8 protein-coding genes and 1 riboswitch are annotated in these 24,628 nt (G+C 49.0%); of the genes, 4 read left to right on the forward strand and 4 right to left on the reverse strand.

Annotated elements, in window-relative coordinates:
• Positions 1–52 precede the first annotated feature (52 nt).
• Entirely contained in the window at positions 53–1,093 is a 1,041-nt protein-coding gene (locus GWG06_RS18350) for an RNA ligase family protein (RefSeq protein WP_160714973.1), read from the reverse strand.
• Positions 1,094–1,323: 230 nt separating this feature from the next.
• On the opposite strand from GWG06_RS18350, the gene GWG06_RS18355 reads away from it, so the two are divergent.
• Positions 1,324–1,752, forward strand: a complete 429-nt coding sequence (locus GWG06_RS18355; RefSeq protein ID WP_127043305.1) for an SRPBCC family protein — start codon at positions 1,324–1,326, stop codon at positions 1,750–1,752.
• A gap of 175 nt (positions 1,753–1,927) precedes the next feature.
• Here the strand turns inward: GWG06_RS18355 and GWG06_RS18360 are convergent, their stop codons facing one another.
• On the reverse strand, positions 1,928–2,308 hold the full coding sequence (locus GWG06_RS18360; protein WP_160714975.1) for an acyl-CoA thioesterase: 381 nt from the start codon (positions 2,306–2,308) through the stop codon (positions 1,928–1,930).
• 180 nt (positions 2,309–2,488) lie between these two features.
• A riboswitch (cobalamin riboswitch) is annotated at positions 2,489–2,679 on the reverse strand.
• An 88-nt stretch (positions 2,680–2,767) separates the two neighbouring features.
• Complete coding sequence (locus tag GWG06_RS18365; protein WP_160714977.1) at positions 2,768–19,003, reverse strand: DUF7507 domain-containing protein; 16,236 nt, start codon at positions 19,001–19,003, stop codon at positions 2,768–2,770.
• A gap of 461 nt (positions 19,004–19,464) precedes the next feature.
• Here GWG06_RS18365 and GWG06_RS18370 point away from each other — a divergent pair, with 461 nt between their 5' ends.
• Positions 19,465–19,989, forward strand: coding sequence for a GNAT family N-acetyltransferase (locus tag GWG06_RS18370; protein ID WP_160714979.1), 525 nt, complete (start codon positions 19,465–19,467; stop codon positions 19,987–19,989).
• A 52-nt stretch (positions 19,990–20,041) separates the two neighbouring features.
• Here the strand turns inward: GWG06_RS18370 and GWG06_RS18375 are convergent, their stop codons facing one another.
• Positions 20,042–20,911 carry an AraC family transcriptional regulator gene (locus GWG06_RS18375; protein WP_160714981.1) on the reverse strand — a complete coding sequence of 290 codons (870 nt, stop codon included), beginning with the start codon at positions 20,909–20,911 and terminating at the stop codon, positions 20,042–20,044.
• 146 nt (positions 20,912–21,057) lie between these two features.
• On the opposite strand from GWG06_RS18375, the gene GWG06_RS18380 reads away from it, so the two are divergent.
• Together GWG06_RS18380 and GWG06_RS18385 are read left to right on the forward strand one after the other, a co-directional pair.
• The gene (locus GWG06_RS18380) at positions 21,058–21,783 is read left to right on the forward strand and encodes an RraA family protein (RefSeq protein ID WP_160714983.1); all 726 of its coding nucleotides are present in this window, start codon (positions 21,058–21,060) and stop codon (positions 21,781–21,783) included.
• Positions 21,784–21,785: 2 nt separating this feature from the next.
• The gene (locus GWG06_RS18385; RefSeq protein ID WP_160714985.1) at positions 21,786–24,611 is read left to right on the forward strand and encodes a glycoside hydrolase family 2 TIM barrel-domain containing protein; all 2,826 of its coding nucleotides are present in this window, start codon (positions 21,786–21,788) and stop codon (positions 24,609–24,611) included.
• Positions 24,612–24,628: the final 17 nt, after the last annotated feature.

Here is a 24,628-nt window from a genome sequence, read left to right on the forward strand (position 1 = left end):
CCATAATTAACACAAACTGCGTTCATTTTAACCCGGACTGCCGATGCCGGCATCAGGTATCTGATCCTGCCTGTGCGGCCAGGAACGCAGTCAGGCGTACTGCGATGCGGTCCTGCACCCATTTCATCTCAGGTGTATCCAGGTAAGCCAGTATACGGTCGTTATCTTCATTAAAATCCACACATATATCTTCCAGAAACTCCTGTTTTATGGCTGAGAGCCGGGCTTCATCGGAGAAGTCCAGGCGGCCTGTTTTGGATATGGCGCTGTTCAGTCGGTTCACGGTAATGTAACCGGATATCTCCTCTACCAGGAAAGAAAGCTTTTCCGACCGGGAAGTTACCTTCGGAATGAAAGACCATTTTTCTGCTTCATGGAACTTTTGTTCCTCATCAAATTCAGGGTTCTTTACCTTAATGATGGGGCGTATATCTGTGCTGATAAGTCCGGAATGGCGCAGCGGTTTAATTACCACGCCTTCTATCAGGTTGGTATCAAGTTCCGGCAGCCGCAGCTGTGCGGGAATGAGTGAATTTATCCTGATATCAACCTGCAGCGCTTCATTCCATTTGCCGCTGAACAGCGCTTTCGCGCAAAAAATGCCGAAGCGTTCAAAATAGGCAAGGGCAGACTCGTAGTCGAGGTATTGCTTCCCTCCTGCCGTATCTTCCACAGCGATGTCGAATGCACAGAACCTGATGGAAGGCGCATAATATACGCCGGTTTGAATAGCCTGCACATAAGGTACCGGCGTAACCTCCGGATGAGGATATTTCCCGCCGAACAATTCTCCGTAAATGATATACCGCTGTGCTGGCATATCGCTGCTCAGCTGTTCAAAAAGACGGAGGATATTATCTTCCATTTCATTGACTACTGTCTGAAATCCGAAGAAATCATCTGTCCAGCTGAGATATGCTTTCCTTTTTGCAAACAGCAGTTTGCGCTGTTCGTATACGAAGCTGAAATTGGCGCCATGTATTTTCTCTGTTACAATCCATTTCAGTTTATTGAGTTCCTTCATGGCTTTTTCAGAGAGATGCAATCCTTTCAGGTTTTTGGGCATTTTCTCGTATTCGGCGTTCCTGTTCATTGTTTATCGTTCCTGCCTGGCTGCAGGTATTTTATAGCTGATGGTTAACGTATTCATCCGGGTAACAAAAATAATTTCCTTCCGCTTCCGGAAGGAGCTGCAAATGTATTAAAAAAAGGCAGTATCTGCAGCGCTGATCTGTCTAAATTACCCTTCTACAATGTCTGATTCTCCCCCCTTCTGCGTGATGAATATCCGATAGCTTTGTGTTTCAACAATACAGCATAACTATGGCAAATATCTGGCACAAGCTGGTTATTAAAGCTTCTCCGGAAGAAGTTTATAAAGCAGTAACCACACAGGAAGGGTTAGCCGGATGGTGGACACCTGAAACCATCGCGAAGCCTGAAACGGGTAGTATACTTCGTTTTTCATTTGGTCCGGATTATTTCAAGGAAATGAAAGTAACCAGGCTCACGCCATCATCGCAGGTAGAATGGGTTTGCGTGCAGGCTTTCGAAGACTGGATCGGCACCACTGTTTCGTTCAACATTGAACCGCATAAAAACGGCGCAGTCCTGCTTTTCCGCCATGACGGATGGAAAGAATACACCCCGTCTATGGCTTCATGCACCTATGACTGGGCGATGTTTTTAAGAAGCCTGAGATTACTGTGCGAAACGGGGAAAGGGCTGGCGTATCCGCATCAATATGAGTAGCAGGAATTACGAATGATGAATTACGAATTACGAATTGCGAATTGCGAATGAAACGGGAAGATAAAAGCGAAGACCAAAGCAAATACTTAAATATATCTCGCTTGGGTCTTCGCTTTTATCTTCCCGTTTCATTCGCAATTCGCAATTCGTAATTCGTAATTCATTATTCGTAATTCTAAAGAATTTTAACCGGTTTCTTCGCATGATCTATCGCCACAAAGGTAAATTCCCCTGTGATAGCTTTCTCCCGGGTTGGCGAGTACATTTCTTCGATAAATACTTCCACTTTTACTTTCAGGCTGGTATTCCCTACAAAGGACACCATGCCTACCAGTTCTATGATGGTACCGGCCGGAATAGGTTTGGTGAAGTCGATGCGGTCGCTGCTTACGGTGACCATTTTCTGGCGGCTGTATCGGGTGGCGGTGATAAAGGCTACTTCATCCATGAGTGCCATGGCGGTACCTCCGAACAGGGTATCGTAATGATTGACGCTGTCCGGGAAAACGGCTTTAAAAATTCTCGTTACTGACTGATCTGTTCTCTCCTGATTCATAATGATATATTTAAGTATGCTTTTAAGATGATAAAAAATCAGCTAAAAGCTCTTTGCGACATCAGCGATGCTAAGCAGGAAAGAAAGTGTGGGAATATGCGCACGGAGAATTTATCCGGCTGTTGCTACAGGCGGTTGATGCGCATATCAGTCCAACGGCTGCTTCATTCCACGAAAGCATTGTCAGATACAGTAGAGGCAGGTCTCCTGGCTTGTAACATTTTTACCGTCCTTCCCATGCTGCGAATACAGTACAGTGGACAACAAGGGTAAAACTTTTGCGTTACTTACAGTTGCGGGACAGCTTGTGATTTGCACACAATTCCCTATTAATCCCACGATGAGTGGGAACCTTTGCTGTTTGATAGGATGTTAGAAAAGAACTTCAGGTTGCAAAATAGGGTATTTTACATGATTTTTTCAACTACCGGAAGATAAAACAGCCGCACGTACCGGCTGTTATCTTATCAGCAGGATCCATCCGGTGTAGGCAATTATTTTTGATGGTGTTTTCAGTTTGAGTACATAGTAGTAGGTGCCTTCGTTCAATCCATAGCCATCCCAGTTGTTAGCGTAGTTATTGCTGAAATACACCTGATTACCCCATCTGTTATATATTTCCAGTCTGCTGCCTGGGTATTTATCCAATCCGGGTATAACAAACTTATCATTCTTGCCATCGCCGTTTGGTGTGATAGTATTGGGTATGAAGATATCTCCCATCACTTTTGCCGTTACTACCGATGTATTATCGGATGGGTCGGCATCCGTTTCATTTCCTGAGACAGTGGCTGTATTGGCGATATCGCCGCCGTTATTAAACATGGTAATCATAGTGAGCGTAGCGGTAGTGCCGGCACCGAGACTACCTATGTTCCATGTCAGCGTTCTGCGGAGCGGATCGTACAGGGTTGTACCAGTATCTGGCTGGATATTCCGCGGTTCGGCCAGGTCTTTCACCAATACATCGTTCACCACCACGCCGGTAGCGGTTGCGGGGCCGGCATTGCGTACTGTGAGCTGGTAAGTGATTTTTTGTCCGGATACATAGGGTCCGGATTCCCGGATTGTTTTAACGATGCTGAGATTCACCTGGGTGGCAGACAATATAACAGAATCTGCCAGGTTGCCGGTTGCTGCTGTATTTTTATAAGGTCCGGTTATGCCTGCCTCCATGATGAGTGTGAGCGTCTGCGCAGTACCCTGTAATGCGTCGGTAGTCCAGATGCCTGTAGTGCTGTTGTATGTTCCGGCAGTGGTATTATGGCTGACGTAGGACAATCCGGCTGGCAGGTCTTGTACCCGTACACCGAGCGTATCTTTGGTACCGGCATTATGTAACCGGATGGTGAAGGTTACTTTTTCTCCGGGTTGTATGCTGGCTCTATCGGCTGTTTTGCTGATTGCCAGGGCTACAAACCTGACGGTATCTCTGAGGCTGTTCGGATCAGCGGGGTTTCCGGTGTGTACTGTATTCAGATAAGGTCCTGTGGCGTTGGCGCGCATGAGGAGGGTCAGTGTTTGCGTGCTGCCTTTCAGGGCGTTTAATGTCCAGATGCCGCTGCCGCTGTTATAGGCGCCGGTGCTGGTGTTGCTGCTTATATAGGTGAAGCCTTGCGGCAGGTCGGTAACCTGTAAGCCGGTGGAATCTTTTAAACCGTTATTGGTAACCGTTACCGTGAAGCTGACCTGATCGCCGGGCTGGATATTACTTTTATCGGCGGTTTTCTTCAGGCTGATGGCGGTGAATTTCACGGTATCGCGCGGGTTGGTGGGATCAGTAGGGTCGCCGGCTATGGCTACGTTACCATAAGGGCCGGTGGCGTTGGTACGCATGACCAGGGTCAGTATCTGTGTACTGCCTTTCAATGCATTTAATGTCCAGACGCCGCTGCTGCTGTTATAGGTTCCTGTGCTGGTGTTGCTGCTTATATAGGTGAAGCCTTGTGGCTGATCGGTTACCTGTAAGCCTACAGTATCTTTTAAGCCACTGTTGGTTACCGTTATGGTAAAAGTTACCTGTTCGCCAGGTTTGACACTGCTTTTATCGGCTATTTTCTTAATGCTGATGATGGCAAACTTCGCGGTATCGCGTGGGTTGGTCGGATCGGTTGGATCGCCGGCAACGGCTACGTTGCTGTATGGACCGCTGGCGTTGGCACGCATGACCAGGGTCAGCGTTTGTGTGCTGCCTTTTAATGCATTCAAGGTCCAGACGCCGTTACCATTATTATAGTTACCAGTAGATACGCTACTGCTCACATAAGTGAAGCCTTGCGGTTGGTCGGTTACCTGTAAGCCTGCTGTATCTTTTAAGCCACTGTTGATTACCGTTACGGTGAAAGTTACCTGTTCACCAGGTTTAACATTGTTTTTATCTGCTACCTTCTTAACGCTGATGACCGCAAACTTCGCGGTATCGCGTGGATTAGTCGGATCAGTCGGATCACCGGCTACCGCTACGTTGCTATAAGGACCGCTCGCATTGGCGCGCATAATGAGCGTCAGTGTTTGGGTACTGCCTTTTAGTGCATCCAGTGTCCAGACACCATTGCCACTGTTGTAACTACCGGTAGACACACTACTGCTTACATAAGTGAAGCCTTGCGGTTGGTCGGTTACCTGCAAGCCTAAGGTATCTTTTAAGCCGCTGTTGCTCACAGTGACAGTAAAGGTTACCTGTTCTCCGGGTTTGATGTTGCTTTTATCAGCTACCTTCTTCACGCTGATGACCACAAACTTCGCAGTATCACGTGGGTTAGTCGGATCAGTAGGATCGCCGGCTACCGCTACGTTACCATAAGGACCACTCGCATTTGTGCGCATCACAAGGGTCAGTGTTTGGGTGCTGCCTTTCAACGCATCTAGGGTCCAAACACCGCTACCACTGTTGTATGTGCCAGTACTGGTTCTGCTGCTCACATAAGTAAAGCCTTGCGGTTGATCGGTTACCTGTAAGCCTAAAGTGTCTTTTAAGCCGCTGTTAGTCACAGTAACAGTAAAGGTTACCTGTTCACCGGGTTTGATGTTGCTTTTATCCGCTACCTTCTTAACGTTGATAACGGCAAACTTCGCCGTATCGCGGGGATTGGTCGGATCGGTTGGATCACCGGCCACCGCTACGTTGCCATAAGGACCACTCGCATTTGCCGTCATTACTAATGTCAGTGTTTGGGTGCTGCCTTTCAACGCATCTAGTGTCCAGACACCGCTACCGCTGTTGTAGCTACCGGTAGACACACTACTGCTCACATAAGTGAAGCCTTGCGGTTGGTCGGTTACCTGTAAGCCTAAGGTATCTTTTAAACCGCTGTTGATTACCGTTACCGTGAAGGTTACCTGTTCACCGGGTTTGATGTTGCTTTTATCTGCTACCTTCCTCACACTGATGACTGCAAACTTCGCGGTATCACGGGGATTAGTCGGATCAGTAGGATCACCGGCTACCGCTACGTTGCCGTAAGGACCACTCGCATTCGCCGTCATTACTAATGTCAGTGTTTGGGTGCTGCCTTTCAACGCATCTAAGGTCCATACTCCGCTACCACTGTTATAAGTTCCTGTACTGGTATTGCTGCTTACATAAGTGAAGCCTTGCGGCTGGTCGGTTACCTGTAAACCTAAGGTGTCTTTTAAACCACTGTTGCTCACAGTAACAGTAAAGGTTACCTGTTCACCTGGTTTGATGTTGCTTTTATCTGCTACCTTCTTAACGCTGATGACGGCAAATTTCGCGGTATCGCGGGGATTGGTCGGATCGGTTGGATCACCGGCCACCGCTACGTTGCTGTATGGACCACTCGCATTTGCCGTCATCACCAATGTCAGTGTTTGCGTACTGCCTTTCAACGCATCCAAGGTCCAAACGTTACTGCCACTGTTATACGTACCCGTACTCGTACTGCTGCTTACATAAGTAAAGCCTTGCGGCTGATCGGTTACCTGCAAACCTAAAGTATCTTTTAAGCCGCTGTTAGCCACAGTTACAGTAAAGGTTACCTGTTCACCTGGTTTGATGTTGCTTTTATCTGCTACCTTCCTCACGCTGATGACTGCAAACTTCGCAGTATCGCGGGGATTGGTCGGATCGGTTGGATCACCGGCCACCGCTACGTTGCCATAAGGACCACTCGCATTTGCCGTCATTACTAACGTCAGCGTTTGCGTACTGCCTTTCAACGCATCTAAGGTCCATACTCCGCTACCGCTGTTATATGTGCCAGTGCTGGTACTACTGCTCACATAAGTAAAGCCTTGCGGCTGATCGGTTACCTGCAAACCTAAGGTATCTTTTAAACCACTGTTGTTCACTGTAACAGTAAAGGTCACCTGTTCTCCTGGTTTGATGTTGCTTTTATCTGCTACCTTCCTCACGCTGATGACCGCAAACTTCGCGGTATCGCGTGGATTAGTCGGATCAGTAGGATCGCCGGCCACAGCTACGTTACCATAAGGACCACTCGCATTTGCCGTCATCACCAATGTCAGTGTTTGGGTGCTGCCTTTCAACGCATCTAAGGTCCAGATACCATTGCCACTGTTATACGTACCAGTACTGGTATTGCTACTTACATAAGTGAAGCCTTGCGGCTGGTCGGTTACCTGTAAGCCTAAAGTATCTTTTAAACCACTGTTGCTCACAGTTACAGTAAAGGTTACCTGTTCACCAGGTTTAACATTGCTTTTATCTGCTACCTTCTTAACGCTGATGACCGCAAACTTCGCGGTATCGCGGGGGTTAGTCGGATCAGTAGGATCACCGCCCACAGCTATGTTGCCATAAGGACCACTCGCATTTGCCGTCATTACTAATGTCAGTGTTTGTGTGCTGCCTTTCAACGCATCTAGTGTCCAGACACCGCTACCGCTGTTGTAGCTACCGGTAGACACACTACTGCTCACATAAGTGAAGCCTTGCGGTTGGTCGGTTACCTGTAAGCCTAAGGTATCTTTTAAACCGCTGTTGATTACCGTTACCGTGAAGGTTACCTGTTCACCGGGTTTGATGTTGCTTTTATCTGCTACCTTCCTCACACTGATGACTGCAAACTTCGCGGTATCACGGGGATTAGTCGGATCTGTCGGATCACCGGCTACCGCAACGTTGCCGTAAGGACCACTCGCATTCGCCGTCATCACTAACGTCAGTGTTTGCGTACTGCCTTTTAATACATCTAAGGTCCAGATACCATTGCCACTGTTATACGTGCCAGTGCTAGTGCTACTGCTCACATAAGTGAACCCTTGCGGCTGGTCGGTTACCTGTAAGCCTAAGGTATCTTTTAAGCCGCTGTTAGCCACAGTTACAGTAAAGGTTACCTGTTCACCTGGTTTGATGTTGCTTTTATCTGCTACCTTCTTAACGCTGATGACTGCAAACTTCGCAGTATCGCGGGGATTGGTCGGATCGGTTGGATCACCGGCCACCGCTACGTTGCCATAAGGACCACTCGCATTTGCCGTCATTACTAATGTCAGCGTTTGCGTACTGCCTTTCAACGCATCTAATGTCCATACGCCGTTACCGCTGTTATATATGCCAGTGCTGGTATTGCTGTTGACATAAGTGAACCCTTGCGGCTGGTCGGTTACCTGTAAACCTAAGGTGTCTTTTAAACCACTGTTGCTCACAGTAACAGTAAAGGTTACCTGTTCTCCGGGTTTAACATTGCTTTTATCTGCTACCTTCTTAACGCTGATGACGACAAACTTCGCAGTATCGCGGGGATTGGTCGGATCGGTTGGATCACCGGCCACCGCTACGTTGCCGTAAGGGCCACTCGCATTAGCCGTCATCACCAATGTCAGCGTTTGCGTACTGCCTTTTAACGCATCCAGTGTCCAGACACCGCTACCACTGTTGTAGTTACCAGTAGACACACTACTGCTCACATAAGTGAACCCTTGCGGCTGGTCGGTTACCTGCAAACCTAAAGTATCTTTTAAACCACTGTTGTTCACAGTAACAGTAAAGGGTACCTGTTCTCCGGGTTTAATGTTGCTTTTATCTGCTACCTTCTTAACGCTGATGACCGCAAACTTCGCGGTATCGCGGGGGTTAGTCGGATCGGTCGGATCACCGGCCACAGCTACGTTGCTATAAGGACCGCTCGCATTTGCCGTCATTACTAATGTCAGTGTTTGTGTGCTGCCTTTCAACGCATCTAGTGTCCAGACACCGCTACCGCTGTTGTAGCTACCGGTAGACACACTACTGCTCACATAAGTGAAGCCTTGCGGTTGGTCGGTTACCTGTAAGCCTAAGGTATCTTTTAAACCGCTGTTGATTACCGTTACCGTGAAGGTTACCTGTTCACCGGGTTTGATGTTGCTTTTATCTGCTACCTTCCTCACACTGATGACTGCAAACTTCGCGGTATCACGGGGATTAGTCGGATCAGTCGGATCACCGGCTACCGCAACGTTGCCAAAAGGACCACTCACATTTGCCGTCATTACTAATATCAGCGTTTGTGTGCTGCCCTTCAACGCATCTAAGGTCCAGACACCGCTACCACTGTTGTAGCTACCGGTAGACACACTACTGCTCACATAAGTGAACCCTTGCGGCTGGTCGGTTACCTGTAAGCCTAAGGTATCTTTTAAACCACTGTTAGCCACAGTAACAGTAAAGGTCACTTGTTCTCCGGGTTTAATATTGCTTTTATCTGCTACCTTCTTAACGCTGATGACGGCAAACTTCGCAGTATCGCGGGGGTTAGTCGGATCAGTAGGATCGCCGGCCACAGCTACGTTGCCATAAGGACCACTCGCATTTGCCGTCATCACAAGGGTCAGGGTTTGTGTGCTGCCTTTCAACGCATCCAGTGTCCATACTCCGCTACCACTGTTATATGTGCCAGTGCTGGTACTGCTGCTCACATAAGTGAAGCCTTGCGGCTGGTCGGTTACCTGTAAGCCTAAGGTATCTTTTAAACCACTATTCGTCACCGTTACAGTGAAGGTCACCTGTTCTCCGGATTTGATGTTGCTTTTATCAGCTACCTTCTTAACGCTGATGACCGCAAACTTCGCGGTATCGCGGGGGTTAGTCGGATCAGTTGGATCTCCGGCTACGGCTACATTGCTGTATGGACCGCTCGCATTTGCCGTCATTACTAACGTCAGCGTTTGCGTACTGCCTTTCAACGCATCTAAGGTCCATACTCCGCTACCACTGTTGTAGCTACCGGTAGACACACTACTACTTACATAAGTGAACCCTTGCGGCTGATCGGTTACCTGCAATCCTAAAGTATCTTTTAAGCCGCTGTTAGCCACAGTTACAGTAAAGGTTACCTGTTCACCAGGTTTAACATTGCTTTTATCTGCTACCTTCTTCACGCTGATGACCGCAAACTTCGCGGTATCGCGGGGATTGGTCGGATCTGTCGGATCGCCGGCCACAGCTACGTTGCTGTATGGACCGTTCGCGTTTGCGCGCATCACAAGGGTCAGTGTTTGCGTACTGCCTTTCAACGCATCTAAGGTCCAGACACCACTGCCGCTGTTATAGGTGCCAGTGCTGGTGCTACTGCTCACATAAGTAAAGCCTTGTGGCTGGTCTGTTACCTGTAAGCCTAAAGTATCTTTTAAACCACTGTTGCTCACAGTAACAGTAAAGGTCACTTGTTCACCTGGTTTGATGTTGCTTTTATCAGCTACCTTCTTAACGCTGATGACGGCAAACTTTGCGGTATCGCGTGGGTTAGTCGGATCAGTAGGATCGCCGGCTACCGCTACGTTACCGTAAGGACCACTCGCATTTGCTGTCATCACTAATGTCAGTGTTTGTGTGCTGCCTTTCAATGCATCTAAGGTCCATATTCCGCTACCGCTGTTATATGTGCCAGTACTGGTATTGCTGCTGACATAAGTGAACCCTTGCGGCTGGTCGGTTACCTGTAAACCTAAGGTATCTTTTAAACCACTGTTAGCCACAGTTACAGTAAAGGTTACCTGTTCACCAGGTTTAACATTGCTTTTATCTGCTACCTTCTTCACGCTGATGACCGCAAACTTCGCGGTATCGCGGGGATTGGTCGGATCTGTCGGATCGCCGGCCACAGCTACGTTGCTGTATGGACCGTTCGCGTTTGCGCGCATCACAAGGGTCAGTGTTTGCGTACTGCCTTTCAACGCATCTAAGGTCCAGACACCACTGCCGCTGTTATAGGTGCCAGTGCTGGTGCTACTGCTCACATAAGTAAAGCCTTGTGGCTGGTCTGTTACCTGTAAGCCTAAAGTATCTTTTAAACCACTGTTGTTCACTGTAACAGTAAAGGTTACCTGTTCTCCGGGTTTGATGTTGCTTTTATCTGATGCCTTCTTAACGCTGATGACCGCAAACTTCGCGGTATCACGTGGGTTAGTCGGATCAGTCGGATCACCGGCTACCGCGACGTTGCCGTAAGGACCACTCGCATTGGCCGTCATCACCAATGTCAGTGTTTGTGTGCTGCCTTTCAACGCATCCAGTGTCCATACTCCGCTACCACTGTTGTAGCTACCGGTAGACACACTACTGCTTACATAAGTGAAGCCTTGCGGCTGATCGGTTACCTGTAAGCCTAAAGTATCTTTTAAGCCGCTGTTAGCCACAGTTACAGTAAAGGTTACCTGTTCTCCGGGTTTGATGTTGCTTTTATCTGCTACCTTCCTCACGCTGATGATTGCAAACTTCGCAGTATCGCGTGGGTTGGTCGGATCAGTTGGATCACCAGCTACCGCTACGTTGCCGTAAGGACCACTCGCATTCGCCGTCATTACTAATGTCAGTGTTTGGATGCTGCCTTTCAACGCATCTAAGGTCCATACGCCACTGCCGCTGTTATAGGTGCCAGTGCTGGTGCTACTGCTCACATAGGTGAACCCTTGCGGCTGGTCTGTTACCTGCAAACCTAAAGTATCTTTTAAACCACTATTCGTCACCGTTACAGTGAAGGTCACCTGTTCTCCGGGTTTGATGTTGCTTTTATCTGATACCTTCTTAACGCTGATGACCGCAAACTTCGCGGTATCGCGTGGATTAGTCGGATCAGTTGGATCACCGGCTACCGCTACGTTACCATAAGGACCACTCGCATTTGCCGTCATTACTAATGTCAGCGTTTGCGTACTGCCTTTCAACGCATCTAAGGTCCATACGCCACTGCCACTGTTATAGGTGCCAGTGCTGGTGCTACTGCTCACATAGGTGAACCCTTGCGGCTGGTCGGTTACCTGCAAGCCTAAAGTATCTTTTAAGCCGCTGTTAGCCACCGTCACCGTGAAGGTCACCTGTTCTCCGGGTTTGATGTTGCTTTTATCAGCTACCTTCTTAACGCTGATAACCGCAAACTTCGCGGTATCGCGTGGGTTAGTCGGATCAGTTGGATCACCGGCTACCGCTACGTTGCCGTAAGGACCACTCGCATTAGCCGTCATTACTAACGTCAGTGTTTGCGTGCTGCCTTTTAACGCATCTAAGATCCATACACCGCTACCGCTGTTATAAGTTCCAGTACTGGTATTGCTGCTGACATAAGTGAAGCCTTGTGGCTGGTCGGTTACCTGTAAACCTAAGGTGTCTTTTAAACCACTGTTGCTCACAGTAACAGTAAAGGTTACCTGTTCTCCGGGTTTGATGTTGCTTTTATCGGCTACCTTCTTAACGCTGATGACCGCAAACTTCGCGGTATCGCGTGGGTTAGTCGGATCAGTTGGATCACCGGCCACAGCTACGTTGCCATAAGGACCACTCGCATTTTCCGTCATCACTAACGTCAGTGTTTGCGTACTACCTTTCAACGCATCTAAGGTCCAGATACCATCGCCACTGTTATACGTACCAGTACTGGTATTGCTACTTACATAAGTGAAGCCTTGCGGCTGGTCGGTTACCTGTAAACCTAAGGTGTCTTTTAAACCACTGTTGCTCACAGTAACAGTAAAGGTTACCTGTTCTCCGGGTTTGATGTTGCTTTTATCGGCTACCTTCTTAACGCTGATGACCGCAAACTTCGCGGTATCGCGTGGGTTAGTCGGATCAGTTGGATCACCGGCCACAGCTACGTTGCCATAAGGACCACTCGCATTTGCCGTCATCACTAACGTCAGTGTTTGCGTACTACCTTTCAACGCATCTAAGGTCCAGATACCATCGCCACTGTTATACGTACCAGTACTGGTATTGCTACTTACATAAGTGAAGCCTTGCGGCTGGTCGGTTACCTGTAAACCTAAGGTGTCTTTTAAACCACTGTTAGCCACAGTAACAGTAAAGGTTACCTGTTCTCCTGGTTTGATGTTGCTTTTATCTGATATCTTCTTCACGCTGATGACCGCAAACTTCGCGGTATCGCGTGGGTTAGTCGGATCTGTTGGATCACCAGCCACAGCTACGTTGCCATAAGGACCACTCGCATTTGCCGTCATTACTAATGTCAGCGTTTGTGTACTACCCTTCAACGCATCTAAGGTCCAGATACCATCGCCACTGTTATACGTACCAGTACTGGTATTGCTACTTACATAAGTGAAGCCTTGCGGCTGGTCGGTTACCTGTAAACCTAAGGTGTCTTTTAAACCACTGTTAGCCACAGTAACAGTAAAGGTTACCTGTTCTCCGGGTTTGATGTTGCTTTTATCTGCTACCTTCTTAACGCTGATAACGGCAAACTTCGCAGTATCGCGTGGGTTAGTCGGATCAGTAGGATCGCCGGCTACCGCTACGTTACCGTAAGGACCACTCGCATTTGCCGTCATCACCAATGTCAGTGTTTGTGTGCTGCCTTTCAACGCATCTAAGGTCCAGACACCGGTACCACTGTTGTAGCTACCGGTAGACACACTACTACTTACATAAGTGAAGCCTTGCGGCTGGTCGGTTACCTGTAAGCCTAAGGTGTCTTTTAAACCACTGTTGCTCACAGTAACAGTAAAGGTTACCTGTTCTCCGGGTTTGATGTTGCTTTTATCTGATACCTTCTTAACGCTGATGACCGCAAACTTCGCAGTATCGCGTGGATTAGTCGGATCAGTAGGATCACCGGCTACCGCTACGTTGCCATAAGGACCACTCGCATTTGCCGTCATCACTAATGTCAGTGTTTGCGTACTGCCTTTTAACGCATCCAGTGTCCAGACACCGCTACCACTGTTGTAGTTACCAGTAGACACACTGCTGCTTACATAAGTGAAGCCTTGCGGCTGGTCGGTTACCTGTAAGCCTAAGGTGTCTTTTAAACCACTGTTGCTCACAGTAACAGTAAAGGTTACCTGTTCTCCGGGTTTGATGTTGCTTTTATCTGATACCTTCTTAACGCTGATGACCGCAAACTTCGCAGTATCGCGTGGATTAGTCGGATCAGTAGGATCACCGGCTACCGCTACGTTGCCATAAGGACCACTCGCATTTGCCGTCATCACTAATGTCAGTGTTTGCGTACTGCCTTTTAACGCATCCAGTGTCCAGACACCGCTACCACTGTTGTAGTTACCAGTAGACACACTGCTGCTTACATAAGTGAAGCCTTGCGGCTGGTCGGTTACCTGTAAACCTAAGGTGTCTTTTAAACCACTGTTGCTCACAGTAACAGTGAAGGTTACCTGTTCACCGGGTTTGATGTTACTCCTATCAGCTAACTTCCTCACGCTGATGATTGCAAACTTCGCAGTATCGCGTGGGTTAGTCGGATCAGTTGGATCACCGGCCACAGCTACGTTGCCATAAGGACCACTCGCATTGGCCGTCATCACCAATGTCAGTGTTTGTGTGCTGCCTTTTAATGCATCTAAGGTCCAGATACCATTGCCACTGTTATACGTACCAGTACTGGTATTGCTACTTACATAAGTGAAGCCTTGTGGCTGATCGGTTACCTGTAAGCCTAAGGTATCTTTTAAACCACTGTTGTTCACAGTAACAGTAAAGGTTACCTGTTCTCCGGGTTTAATATTGCTTTTATCTGCTACCTTCCTCACGCTGATGATTGCAAACTTCGCAGTATCGCGGGGGTTGGTTGGATCAGTCGGATCACCGGCCACAGCTATGTTGCCGTAAGGACCGCTCGCATTTGCCATCATCACCAATGTCAGTGTTTGCGTACTACCTTTCAACGCATCTAAGGTCCAGACACCGCTACCACTGTTATATGTGCCAGTGCTAGTATTGCTGCTGACATAAGTGAAGCCTTGCGGCTGGTCGGTTACCTGTAAGCCTAAGGTATCTTTTAAGCCACTGTTGCTCACAGTAACAGTAAAGGTTACCTGTTCACCGGGTTTGATGTTGTTTTTATCTGCTACCTTCTTAACGCTGATGACGGCAAACTTCGCAGTATCGCGTGGGTTAGTCGGATCAGTAGGATCGCCGGCTACCGCTACGTTACCGTAAGGACCACTCGCATTAGCTGTCATCACTAACGTCAGTGTTTGTGTACTGCCTTTCAATGCATCTAAGGTCCATATTCCGTTACCGCTGTTATATGTGCCAGTACTGGTATTGCTGCTGACATAAGTGAACCCTTGCGGCTGGTCGGTTACCTGCAAGCCTAAAGTATCTTTTAAGCCGCTGTTAGCCACAGTTACAGTAAAAGTTACCTGTTCTCCGGGTTTGATGTTGCTTTTATCTGCTACCTTCTTAACGCTGATAACAGCAAACTTCGCCGTATCGCGTGGGTTGGTTGGATCTGTAGGATCACCGGCCACAGCTACGTTGCCATAAGGACCACTCGCATTTGCCGTCATTACTAATGTCAGTGTTTGCGTACTGCCTTTCAAAGCATCTAAGGTCCATACGCCGCTACCGCTGTTATAAGTTCCAGTACTGGTATTGCTGCTGACATAAGTGAAGCCCTGTGGCTGGTCGGTTACCTGTAAGCCTAAGGTATCTTTTAAACCAGTGTTGCTCACAGTAACAGTAAAGGTTACCTGTTCTCCGGGTTTGATGTTGCTTTTATCTGATATCTTCTTCACGCTGATGACGGCAAACTTTGCGGTATCGTGTGGGTTAGTCGGATCAGTTGGATCGCCGGCTACGGCTACGTTGCAGTAAGGACCACTCGCATTTGCCCTCATTACCAATGTCAGTGTTTGTGTACTGCCTTTCAACGCATCTAAGGTCCAGACGCCACTGCCACTGTTGTATGTGCCAGTGCTGGTACTACTGCTCACATAAGTAAAGCCCTGCGGCTGGTCGGTTACCTGCAACCCTAATGTATCCTTTAAGCCACTATTCGTCACCGTCACCGTAAAGGTCACCGTATCTCCCGGTCTAACATTATTCTTATCTGCTACTTTTTTTACACCAATGACCGCAAACTTCGCGGTATCGCGTGGGTTAGTCGGATCAGTCGGATCACCAGCTACCGCTATGTTGCCGTAAGGGCCACTCGCATTCGCTGTCATAACTAATGTCAGCGTTTGTGTGCTGCCTTTCAACGCATCTAAGGTCCAGACACCGCTACCACTGTTGTAGCTACCGGTAGACACACTGCTGCTAACATAAGTGAAGCCCTGCGGCTGGTCGGTTACCTGCAACCCTAATGTATCCTTTAAGCCACTATTCGTCACCGTCACCGTAAAGGTCACCGTATCTCCCGGTCTAACATTATTCTTATCTGCTACTTTTTTTACACCAATGACCGCAAACTTCGCAGTATCACGTGGGTTAGTCGGATCAGTCGGATCACCAGCTACCGCTACGTTGCCGTAAGGGCCACTCGCATTCGCTGTCATAACTAATGTCAGCGTTTGCGTACTGCCTTTCAACGCATCCAAGGTCCAAACGTTACTGCCACTGTTATACGTACCCGTATTCGTACTGCTGCTTACATAAGTGAAGCCTTGCGGCTGGTCGGTTACCTGTAAACCTAAGGTATCTTTTAAGCCACTATTCGTCACCGTCACCGTAAAGGTCACCGTATCTCCCGGTCTAACATTATTCTTATCTGCTACTTTTTTTACACCAATGACTGCAAATTTTGCCGTATCACGAGGATTAACTGGATCAGTCGGATCACCAGCCACAGCTACGTTGCCGTAAGGACCACTCGCATTCGCTGTCATAACTAATGTCAGCGTTTGTGTGCTGCCTTTCAACGCATCCAACGTCCAAACATTACTGCCACTGTTATACGTACCCGTACTCGTACTGCTGCTTACATAAGTGAAGCCTTGCGGCTGGTCGGTTACCTGCAACCCTAATGTATCCTTTAAGCCACTATTCGTCACCGTCACCGTAAAGGTCACCGTATCTCCCGGTCTAACATTATTCTTATCTGCTACTTTTTTTACACCAATGACTGCAAATTTTGCCGTATCACGCGGATTAACAGGATCAGTCGGATCACCAGCCACAGCTACGTTACCATAAGGGCCGCTCGCATTCGCTGTCATCACTAAGGTCAGCGTTTGTGTACTGCCTTTCAAGGCATCCAGTGTCCAGACACCGCTACCACTGTTGTAGCTACCGGTAGACACACTACTGCTTACATAAGTGAAGCCCTGCGGCTGGTCGGTTACCTGCAACCCTAATGTATCCTTTAAACCACTATTCGTCACCGTTACTTTAAATGTCACCGTATCACCCGCCCGGATACTACTCTTATCAGCTACCTTCTGAATCCCCGGCACCACAAACTTTGCGGTATCACTGGGATCATCAGGATCTCCCGGATCCCCGATGGCGGCTACATTGCTGTAAGGCCCTGCCGCATTTGCCTTCATCACCAATGTCAGCGTATGCGTACTACCCTGCAAGGCATCCAACGTCCAGATGCCATCACCACTGTTATACGTACCTGTTGTCAGGCTGCTGCTCACATAGGTAAACCCTTCTGAAATATCCAATACCTCCAGTCCCAATGTATCTTTCTGCCCGCTGTTCTTTACCGTGACCGTAAAGGTTACCGTATCCCCGGACCGTACACTGCCTTTGTCTGCCGTCTTCTTAATGCTCAATGTACTGAACCTTGTGGTATCACGCGGATTAACCGGATCATCCGGATCCCCGATGCCAGCCACATTGCCGTATGGTCCTGTTGCATCTGCAGTCATCACCAGCGTCAGGGTCTCTGTGCTGTCTTTCAGCGCATCTACAGTCCAGGTCCGGGTACTGTTATCATAACTCCCCGAAGATGCACTGCTGCTGACATAGGTAAAGCCCACCGGCTTCTCTATCACTTTTACCCCCAGACTATCTGCCGAACCGGTATTACTCAACGTTATAGTAAACGTTACCTGGTTACCCGGATTAACAAAGTGCCTGTCCGCCGTTTTCACAATGCCCAGCACCGGCTTCGCGCCAATCCGGATAAGCACGGTCGCCTCATTCGACAAAGAACCGGTGACATCCCTCACGGTATACTTAAACGTATCCTCACCGGTAAACCCGGCATTGGGCGTATAAGTAACCGTACCGTCGGCATTAACGGTCAGCACACCGTTCGACGGCTGCTGCGTAATGGTTACTGTAGACGGATCCAACGCATCTCCCACTGCAATATCATTATTCAGCACAGGAATGGTAACAGCAACATTGACGGGAGTGGTAACGGTGTCATTTACGGCTATCGGCGGCACCACTCTTATGGAAGTATACACGTATCCCGGCTGGTTCCAGTCGTCACAACCATATGGCGCAGTACATCCTCCCGGCGCCCCGTTGGCCTGCGGATAAAATTTCAGGGTGTATTGCGTCTGCCCCCGCACCAGCAAAGCAGAAATATCAATTACATCCAGGTCAAACCAGGGGAATGCTACCTCATTCCCCGATGCGGCGTTGGTGTAGGAAAAAGATGATGCCGGGTTACGCCCGCTGGTAACAGGCGTTCCCCTGTAACTCCGGGATTCATTCAACGGGTTATTGGCCGGATTAGCGCCATCGCTCAGGAAAAAATTATTCAGCGCCGGAGAAGCGCCATAAGCAGGCCTGTTATAGGTTACGGCATCATTCCAGGGGGCATTGGCGCCGCCGATAAACCAACCTGCTTCGCCATCTATCGCTACAGCCGCGCTTTCCGGCACCTTGAAACCGGTGGAGGTAACATCATTAGATCCGCCTGTCACATATTTAAATCCATCTGTCAGCGAAATCATCCGGTAACTTTGGGAAATATCGGTATTCGGATAGGCATACTCTACCCACAAAGACCAGCCGGCATAAGGAGGATAACCATTAGTAGCCGGCGGCTTCGGATCAGAATCAATATTAGCTACGGTATAGGTTCCGGATTGCTGCACCAGTGCGGTTACATCTTTCATCCCCTGCCAGAAATAAGTATTAGACTGCCACGCGATATCCGGAATCAGGTCGGTATATGCTGAGGAAGACGGCGTCTTGAGTTTTACATGCGTGAAGCTCGCCCTGCCTGCAGGCGGATTACTGATATTATACACGGCGCCACTGCTGTAACAGTTCGATTGCCAGTATAAAAAAGCCTTCTTTACGGTGGCTCCTGCAGGAATCGTCAGGTTCTCACTGGAAGAATTAAAGGTGACCGGATCTCCGTCTATATCAATATAATAGGAATAAGGTACTGTTCTGGTACGTACCACATTGGCATTACCTGCCACCAACACTCCCCCCCGCACTACATCCTGGTACCTCAACGCATAGGGAGTACCCGCGCTGTTAATAATAAACTTCGTTTGTGCCTCGAGGTTACCTCCCACCAATAATAATAACCAACATAGTAACAGTAAAATTCTCTTCATGATGTCTGTTTCTTGCTGTTTCACCAGATCATGTATAATGGAATAATGTTTTTCGCAAAAAATACCGGTACACGGTAATGGCTGATATGCTGACAAAATACTTCCCTGCTGAAAGCGGTACGGCCTTCTGCATCAACGGAATTCATGGTTAACACACGATATGCTTAATTACTGGTTCGTTCCTCCAATGAGTGTATGAGTATATTTCCAACGGATTCTCCTGTTTTCACTGCATCTCTCACATCAACAGGATTTTATATTTACACTGCCATCATCATAACAACTGTTAATGGTTAAACAGCCTGGCCCCGAAATTGTTGCCTGCAGCGGTACTTTCTTTGACAATCATCCCGCAGGGCAACATTAACGCCAGTGTCCGGCAAACATTTCCCGGAAAGAATTTTTCATGCTGATTTTTCAGGATACTTTTGCCCCTGCTTAATACACCATGCCCAAAGATCATGATGACACAAAATTTATCTTTCCGGCAGCTTACCCCGGACCAGCTGCCACTCATATTACAACTGCTCCGGGAAGCTGCAACTGCTATACAAAATAAAGGTCTTGACCAGTGGAATACCTGGCTGCAACCCACCGATGATAATATCAGCTGGCTGCAAGCCGGCCTGCTGAACAATGAATTCTTCTCCGTCATAACCGGGAACCAGGAAACCGCCGGCATGTTCCGCCTTTCATACAGCGATCTCCTCTACTGGGGGAAACAGGATAAACCCGCGGGATATGTCCATTCACTGGTTGTCAGAAAAAAGTTTTCCGGTCATAACCTGGGAACAACCATACTGAGAATGATTGAAGCTAAACTGCTGGAAGAAGGGTATCATCTGCTCCGGCTCGACTGCAACGCCGGTAACCAATGGCTATGCCGCTATTACGAAAGTCAGGGATTTACCAAAGCCGGCCAGGTGAAAATGCCGCATGCGCTAAATAATCTATATGAAAAACCCCTGGCGGGGAATTACGAATGACGAATTGCGAATGACGAATGAGCAGCGGAGATTGAAGCGCATCATTCGGCATTTATTTCTTCCGCATTGCCTTCCTGTACATAGACGGGCTTTGTGAAGTGACGTTGCGGAAACATTTGTTGAAGTTGACGAGATTATTATAGCCACTTTCCAAGGCTGTTTCCAGTATGGAAAGTTCGCTGTTGCGCAGTAGCTTGCAGGCATGGGAAATACGGATCTCCTGCAGGAAGCTGACAAAGGATTTCTGGGTTCTGGCTTTGAAATAGCGGCAGAATGCCGTGGGTGACATCTTCGCAACGGCGGCAACTTCTTCCAGCGGAATATCCCGGTGAAAGTTCATCATCAGGAACTGGTACACATCACTGAACCTGCCGGTGTCTTTAAGCGTCATCGCATGGCTGTAATTACTGCTGGCAAGAAGATGATGATCTGCGGAACCGGCCAGCAGGTCTATCACTTCCAGGAAGACAGCCATCCGCTTCAGGCCATCTGTGCTGCGGATAACGCTAAATTTTTCCACGATACATGCATGGGTATCACCCTGGATACTGATACCGCGGGCTGCGCTGGTAAACAGCTGCTGTACATGCCGCTCCGCCGTCGTTCCGGCAATGAGATTCATCACCATCGAAGGGTCAAAATACAATACCGTAGCCTTCACCCGCAGATGCTTACGCTGCTGGAAATAAATGCTGTCGTTCTGCCAGATATGTGGCAGGTCAGGCCCCATCATCACCAGGTCACCTTGCTCAAACTCAGCGATATGATCTCCTACAATGCGCTTCCCATAACCTTCTTCAATGAGCACGATCTCACAGGTATCATGAAAATGAAACGGCGAATTCAGAAAATACTCGTCTACCTGCTTTACACGGAACTGCCGGCTGGCATGTAACCCCGTATCCATCAACCTTGCTTTCATGAAAGAAAATTAAATATTATTACATGAATTATCAAAAAAATAACCACCCATGCTAATATTGTTTATATTTTGGATAAAATCGTTATGACCCGTACCAATCGTCCATACTAATTTGCAGACCAATCAGGTTAGTAAAAGACGCAGATATGAACAATAATATCCATCACCCGGGAGCAGCCTCCCGTCTGTGGCAGAACGATGATGAACTATTTTCTATTGTCAGAAATGAACTGTATACCGCTGTAGTAGGCGATATCATGGATCAGATGGGATTGCTCCGGCAATTCCTGCCCCCGCAGATACAACCCCTCCACAGCAATATGATAGTGGCAGGACGCGCCATGACCGTACTGGAAGCGGATGTCATTACCTCCCCTGCGGCGGCGGGCAGGAACGATGTGCTGCAACTGCCCTTCGGCCTGATGCTGGAAGCACTCGACGATCTGAAGAAGAATGAAGTATATATTTGCAGCGGCGCTTCTCCCTCCTACGCACTGTGGGGTGAGCTGATGAGCACCAGGGCCATGCAACTCGGCGCTGCCGGCGCAGTAGTAGATGGCTACTCCCGCGATACCAAAGGTATCCTGCAGCTCAACTTCCCGACGTTCTCCTATGGCCGCTATGCGCAGGACCAGGCCCCCAGGGGCAAGGTCATTGATTTCCGCGTTCCGCTGGAAATCAGAGGAGTGCGTATTATGTCCGGCGACATCGTATTTGGAGATATGGACGGCGTATGTATTGTACCACAGGAGGCAGCAGCGGAAGTATTTGCCCGCGCTATCGAAAAAGCACGGGGAGAAAAAATGGTACAGCAGAAAATACTGGAAGGCATGAGCGCCGGACAGGCTTTCAAACAATTTGGCATCATGTGATTATGAAAAAAAATATCCTTACACTTATCTATACTTTACTGTTCACGGCTGCCATGGCCCAGACGCAACGCCTGTCGCCCAGGCCGGAGGAAGTCATTTCACTCAACGGCAGCTGGACTTTCCAGCATCGCTACCCCATCCAGGTTCCCGGTGAATGGGTCATGCAGGGGTTTACCGTCAGCGAAGGAGAAACCGCCGTCTATACCCGCCCGCTCAACATCCCCGCCGCCTGGAAAGGACGGCGCATCAAAATCCGCTTCGATGCTGTCAGCAGCCATGCACGGGTGAAAGTAAACGGTATACAAACAGGCGAACATGAAGGCGGATTCGTCCCTTTTGAAACAGATATCACCAGCGCTCTTAACGGTAAGGCAGATACGCTCACCGTGGAAGTGCAGGCGCTCACCATCAGCGATTACCTCGCCTGTACGAGCCAGTATGCAGTGCATACGGTAGGCGGACTTATACGCAAGGTGAGCATGTATGCGCTGCCGGAGGTAAACCTCTCCGACATTTCCCTGCACACCACCTTCGATGCATTATATAAAAACGCGACCCTCCATATTGCCGCAACCATAGCCAATGAATCCACCATGCCGGCCAATGCTGCGCTGCGCTTCACCCTCCGCGATGCTGCGGGCAAAACTGTCTTGCAGTCATCTGCCGGTATCATGGGGAAAATAGCAGCAGGCGGGCAATCGGCCGGCAACTATCAATTCAGCATCCGCACTCCCAGGCACTGGACGCCTGAAACACCCTACCTGTATCAGTTACAGGTGGAGTTGCTGCAACAGGGAAAAATAACGGAAACAACTATCTCTACAGTAGGATTCAGACAGGTTAACATACAAGGCAATGAACTGCTGGTCAACGGCAAGGCGGTAAAGCTCCGCGGCGTTAACCGCCACGATGTGCATCCGCTCACCGGCCGCAGCATCGCAGCGCCGCTGAACCGCCGCGATGCGCTCCTCTTCCGCGATGCCAACTGCAACTATATCCGTACCTCCCACTACCCCCCTTCTGAAGAATTCCTGGAGGCGGCAGACGAACTGGGACTCTTTGTGGAAAGCGAGGCTGCCCTCACCTGGATACAACACGGTGCATCTCCCATCTGGAAATTATGGGATTATAAAGACGAAAAATTCCTGCCGTATATGATACAGGCCAATGCAGATAATATCCGGGCTGGCAGAAATCATCCTTCGGTAATTATCTGGTCGCTGGGAAATGAATCCCTCTGGAGTCCGCTCTGGGAAAAGGTGCTGGCTTTTGTAAAGAAAACCGATCCTTCCCGGCCAACCACCTTTCACGATCAGTGCTGGGGCGGATTCAACAATGCCGGCAGTAAGGCCGACATTGCAGTATATCACTATCCGGGTATCAACGGACCGGCGAAAGCCGCTACCTCCGGCAGGCCCGTACTTTTCGGCGAATATGCGCACCTCTCCTGTTACAACCGCCGGGAACTGGCTACTGATCCGGGTATCCGGAGCGCCTACAATGCACCGCTGATTACCTTCTACGATTCTGTTTATCATTATAAAGGCTGCCTCGGCGGCGCTATCTGGAGTGGCATAGACGACATCTTCCACCTGCCTGGCGGGCAAATTGCGGGCTACGGCCCCTGGGGGCCTGTGGATGCCTGGAGAAGACCCAAACCGGAATACACCGGCATGAAAAAAGCCTACGCCCCCGTGAAGATATTACAGGTACAGGAAACAAATGACTACCTGCAGCTGACAATACAGAACAGGTACGACTTCACCTCCCTGAAAGACGTAAAGATCACGGCCAACGGGCAACTTCTTCACGCTGCTATTCCGGCCGGCGCCACCGGCACGCTGCGCATTCCGAAAAAAGAGCATGCACCGGTACATATAACGTTTACGGACCCACGCGGATTTATCTGCGCTGAAGAAATAACAGGAGCAGCAACTGTAATGCCTGTTCCCCGACCGGTATACGCCCTGCACTACACCGAAAATAACGGCGCTGTATTTATCCGGCAGGGACCTTATTCCTATACTATCAGCAAAACCAAAGGCATCATTACCTGCCTGCGTAAAGGCCAGGACACCCTGCTGCAGCAAGGTCCCGTATTCAGCGTTGTGCCCGCGAATGATGATGACGGCGGCAAACCAAATGTTGCAGGAGAAACCTATCAGCAGAACATCTACCCGCTGAAAAATTATCCGCTATATACCATCTTTGCAAAAGATATAAAAACAACGCAGTCAGATGCCGGTATTCGTATAGACATGCACGTTACCTATACCAGCGGCAGCGGGAGACAATCATACCTGATAACGCCTGCCGGAGAACTGATAACGGAATATGCCGTGCATTACACCGGTCATGATACACTTCCCTATCAATACGGACTGCTTCTGCAGCTGCCGGTACGGTTTAATCACCTGAGCTGGAAACGTACAGGAGCGCTCTCCGTCAGCGATACCACGGATATAGGCCGCAGCAGCGGCACTGCCATGCTGCATGCGACGCAGCTCAATGCCGTGGAACCCTTCGGCGTACAGCCGTCAGGGTTATGGAAAGATGATGCGAACGAGCTGGGATCGAATGATTTCAGGTCTACCAAACATACCATCCTGCAGGCAGCCTTGTCAGACAAAACAGGCAACACCGTACAGGCGGTATCAGATGGCAGACAGCATTCCCGCTCCTGGCTGCAGGACGGAGCCGTTCAATGGCTCCTGGCCGATTACAGCAACAACGGCTCCGAACCATTTTACGGTTCACCGCATAGCAACGGAAAAATCAACATCAGGAATAAAACATTGCAGGGAAAACTTATTGTACAGCTGCCGTAATAGTGCATAAAAACAAC

Origin of the sequence: Chitinophaga solisilvae, from assembly GCF_009928525.1 — a bacterium.
Taxonomy (GTDB): Bacteria; Bacteroidota; Bacteroidia; order Chitinophagales; family Chitinophagaceae; genus Chitinophaga; species Chitinophaga solisilvae.

Excerpts from the sequence above, each read along its gene's own strand:
- GWG06_RS18350 (WP_160714973.1), bottom strand. The coding sequence starts at position 1,093 with ATGAACAGGAACGCCGAATACGAGAAAATGCCCAAAAACCTGAAAGGA.
- GWG06_RS18355 (WP_127043305.1), top strand. The coding sequence starts at position 1,324 with ATGGCAAATATCTGGCACAAGCTGGTTATTAAAGCTTCTCCGGAAGAA.
- GWG06_RS18360 (WP_160714975.1), bottom strand. The coding sequence starts at position 2,308 with ATGAATCAGGAGAGAACAGATCAGTCAGTAACGAGAATTTTTAAAGCC.
- GWG06_RS18365 (WP_160714977.1), bottom strand. The coding sequence starts at position 19,003 with ATGAAGAGAATTTTACTGTTACTATGTTGGTTATTATTATTGGTGGGA.
- GWG06_RS18370 (WP_160714979.1), top strand. The coding sequence starts at position 19,465 with ATGATGACACAAAATTTATCTTTCCGGCAGCTTACCCCGGACCAGCTG.
- GWG06_RS18375 (WP_160714981.1), bottom strand. The coding sequence starts at position 20,911 with ATGAAAGCAAGGTTGATGGATACGGGGTTACATGCCAGCCGGCAGTTC.
- GWG06_RS18380 (WP_160714983.1), top strand. The coding sequence starts at position 21,058 with ATGAACAATAATATCCATCACCCGGGAGCAGCCTCCCGTCTGTGGCAG.
- GWG06_RS18385 (WP_160714985.1), top strand. The coding sequence starts at position 21,786 with ATGAAAAAAAATATCCTTACACTTATCTATACTTTACTGTTCACGGCT.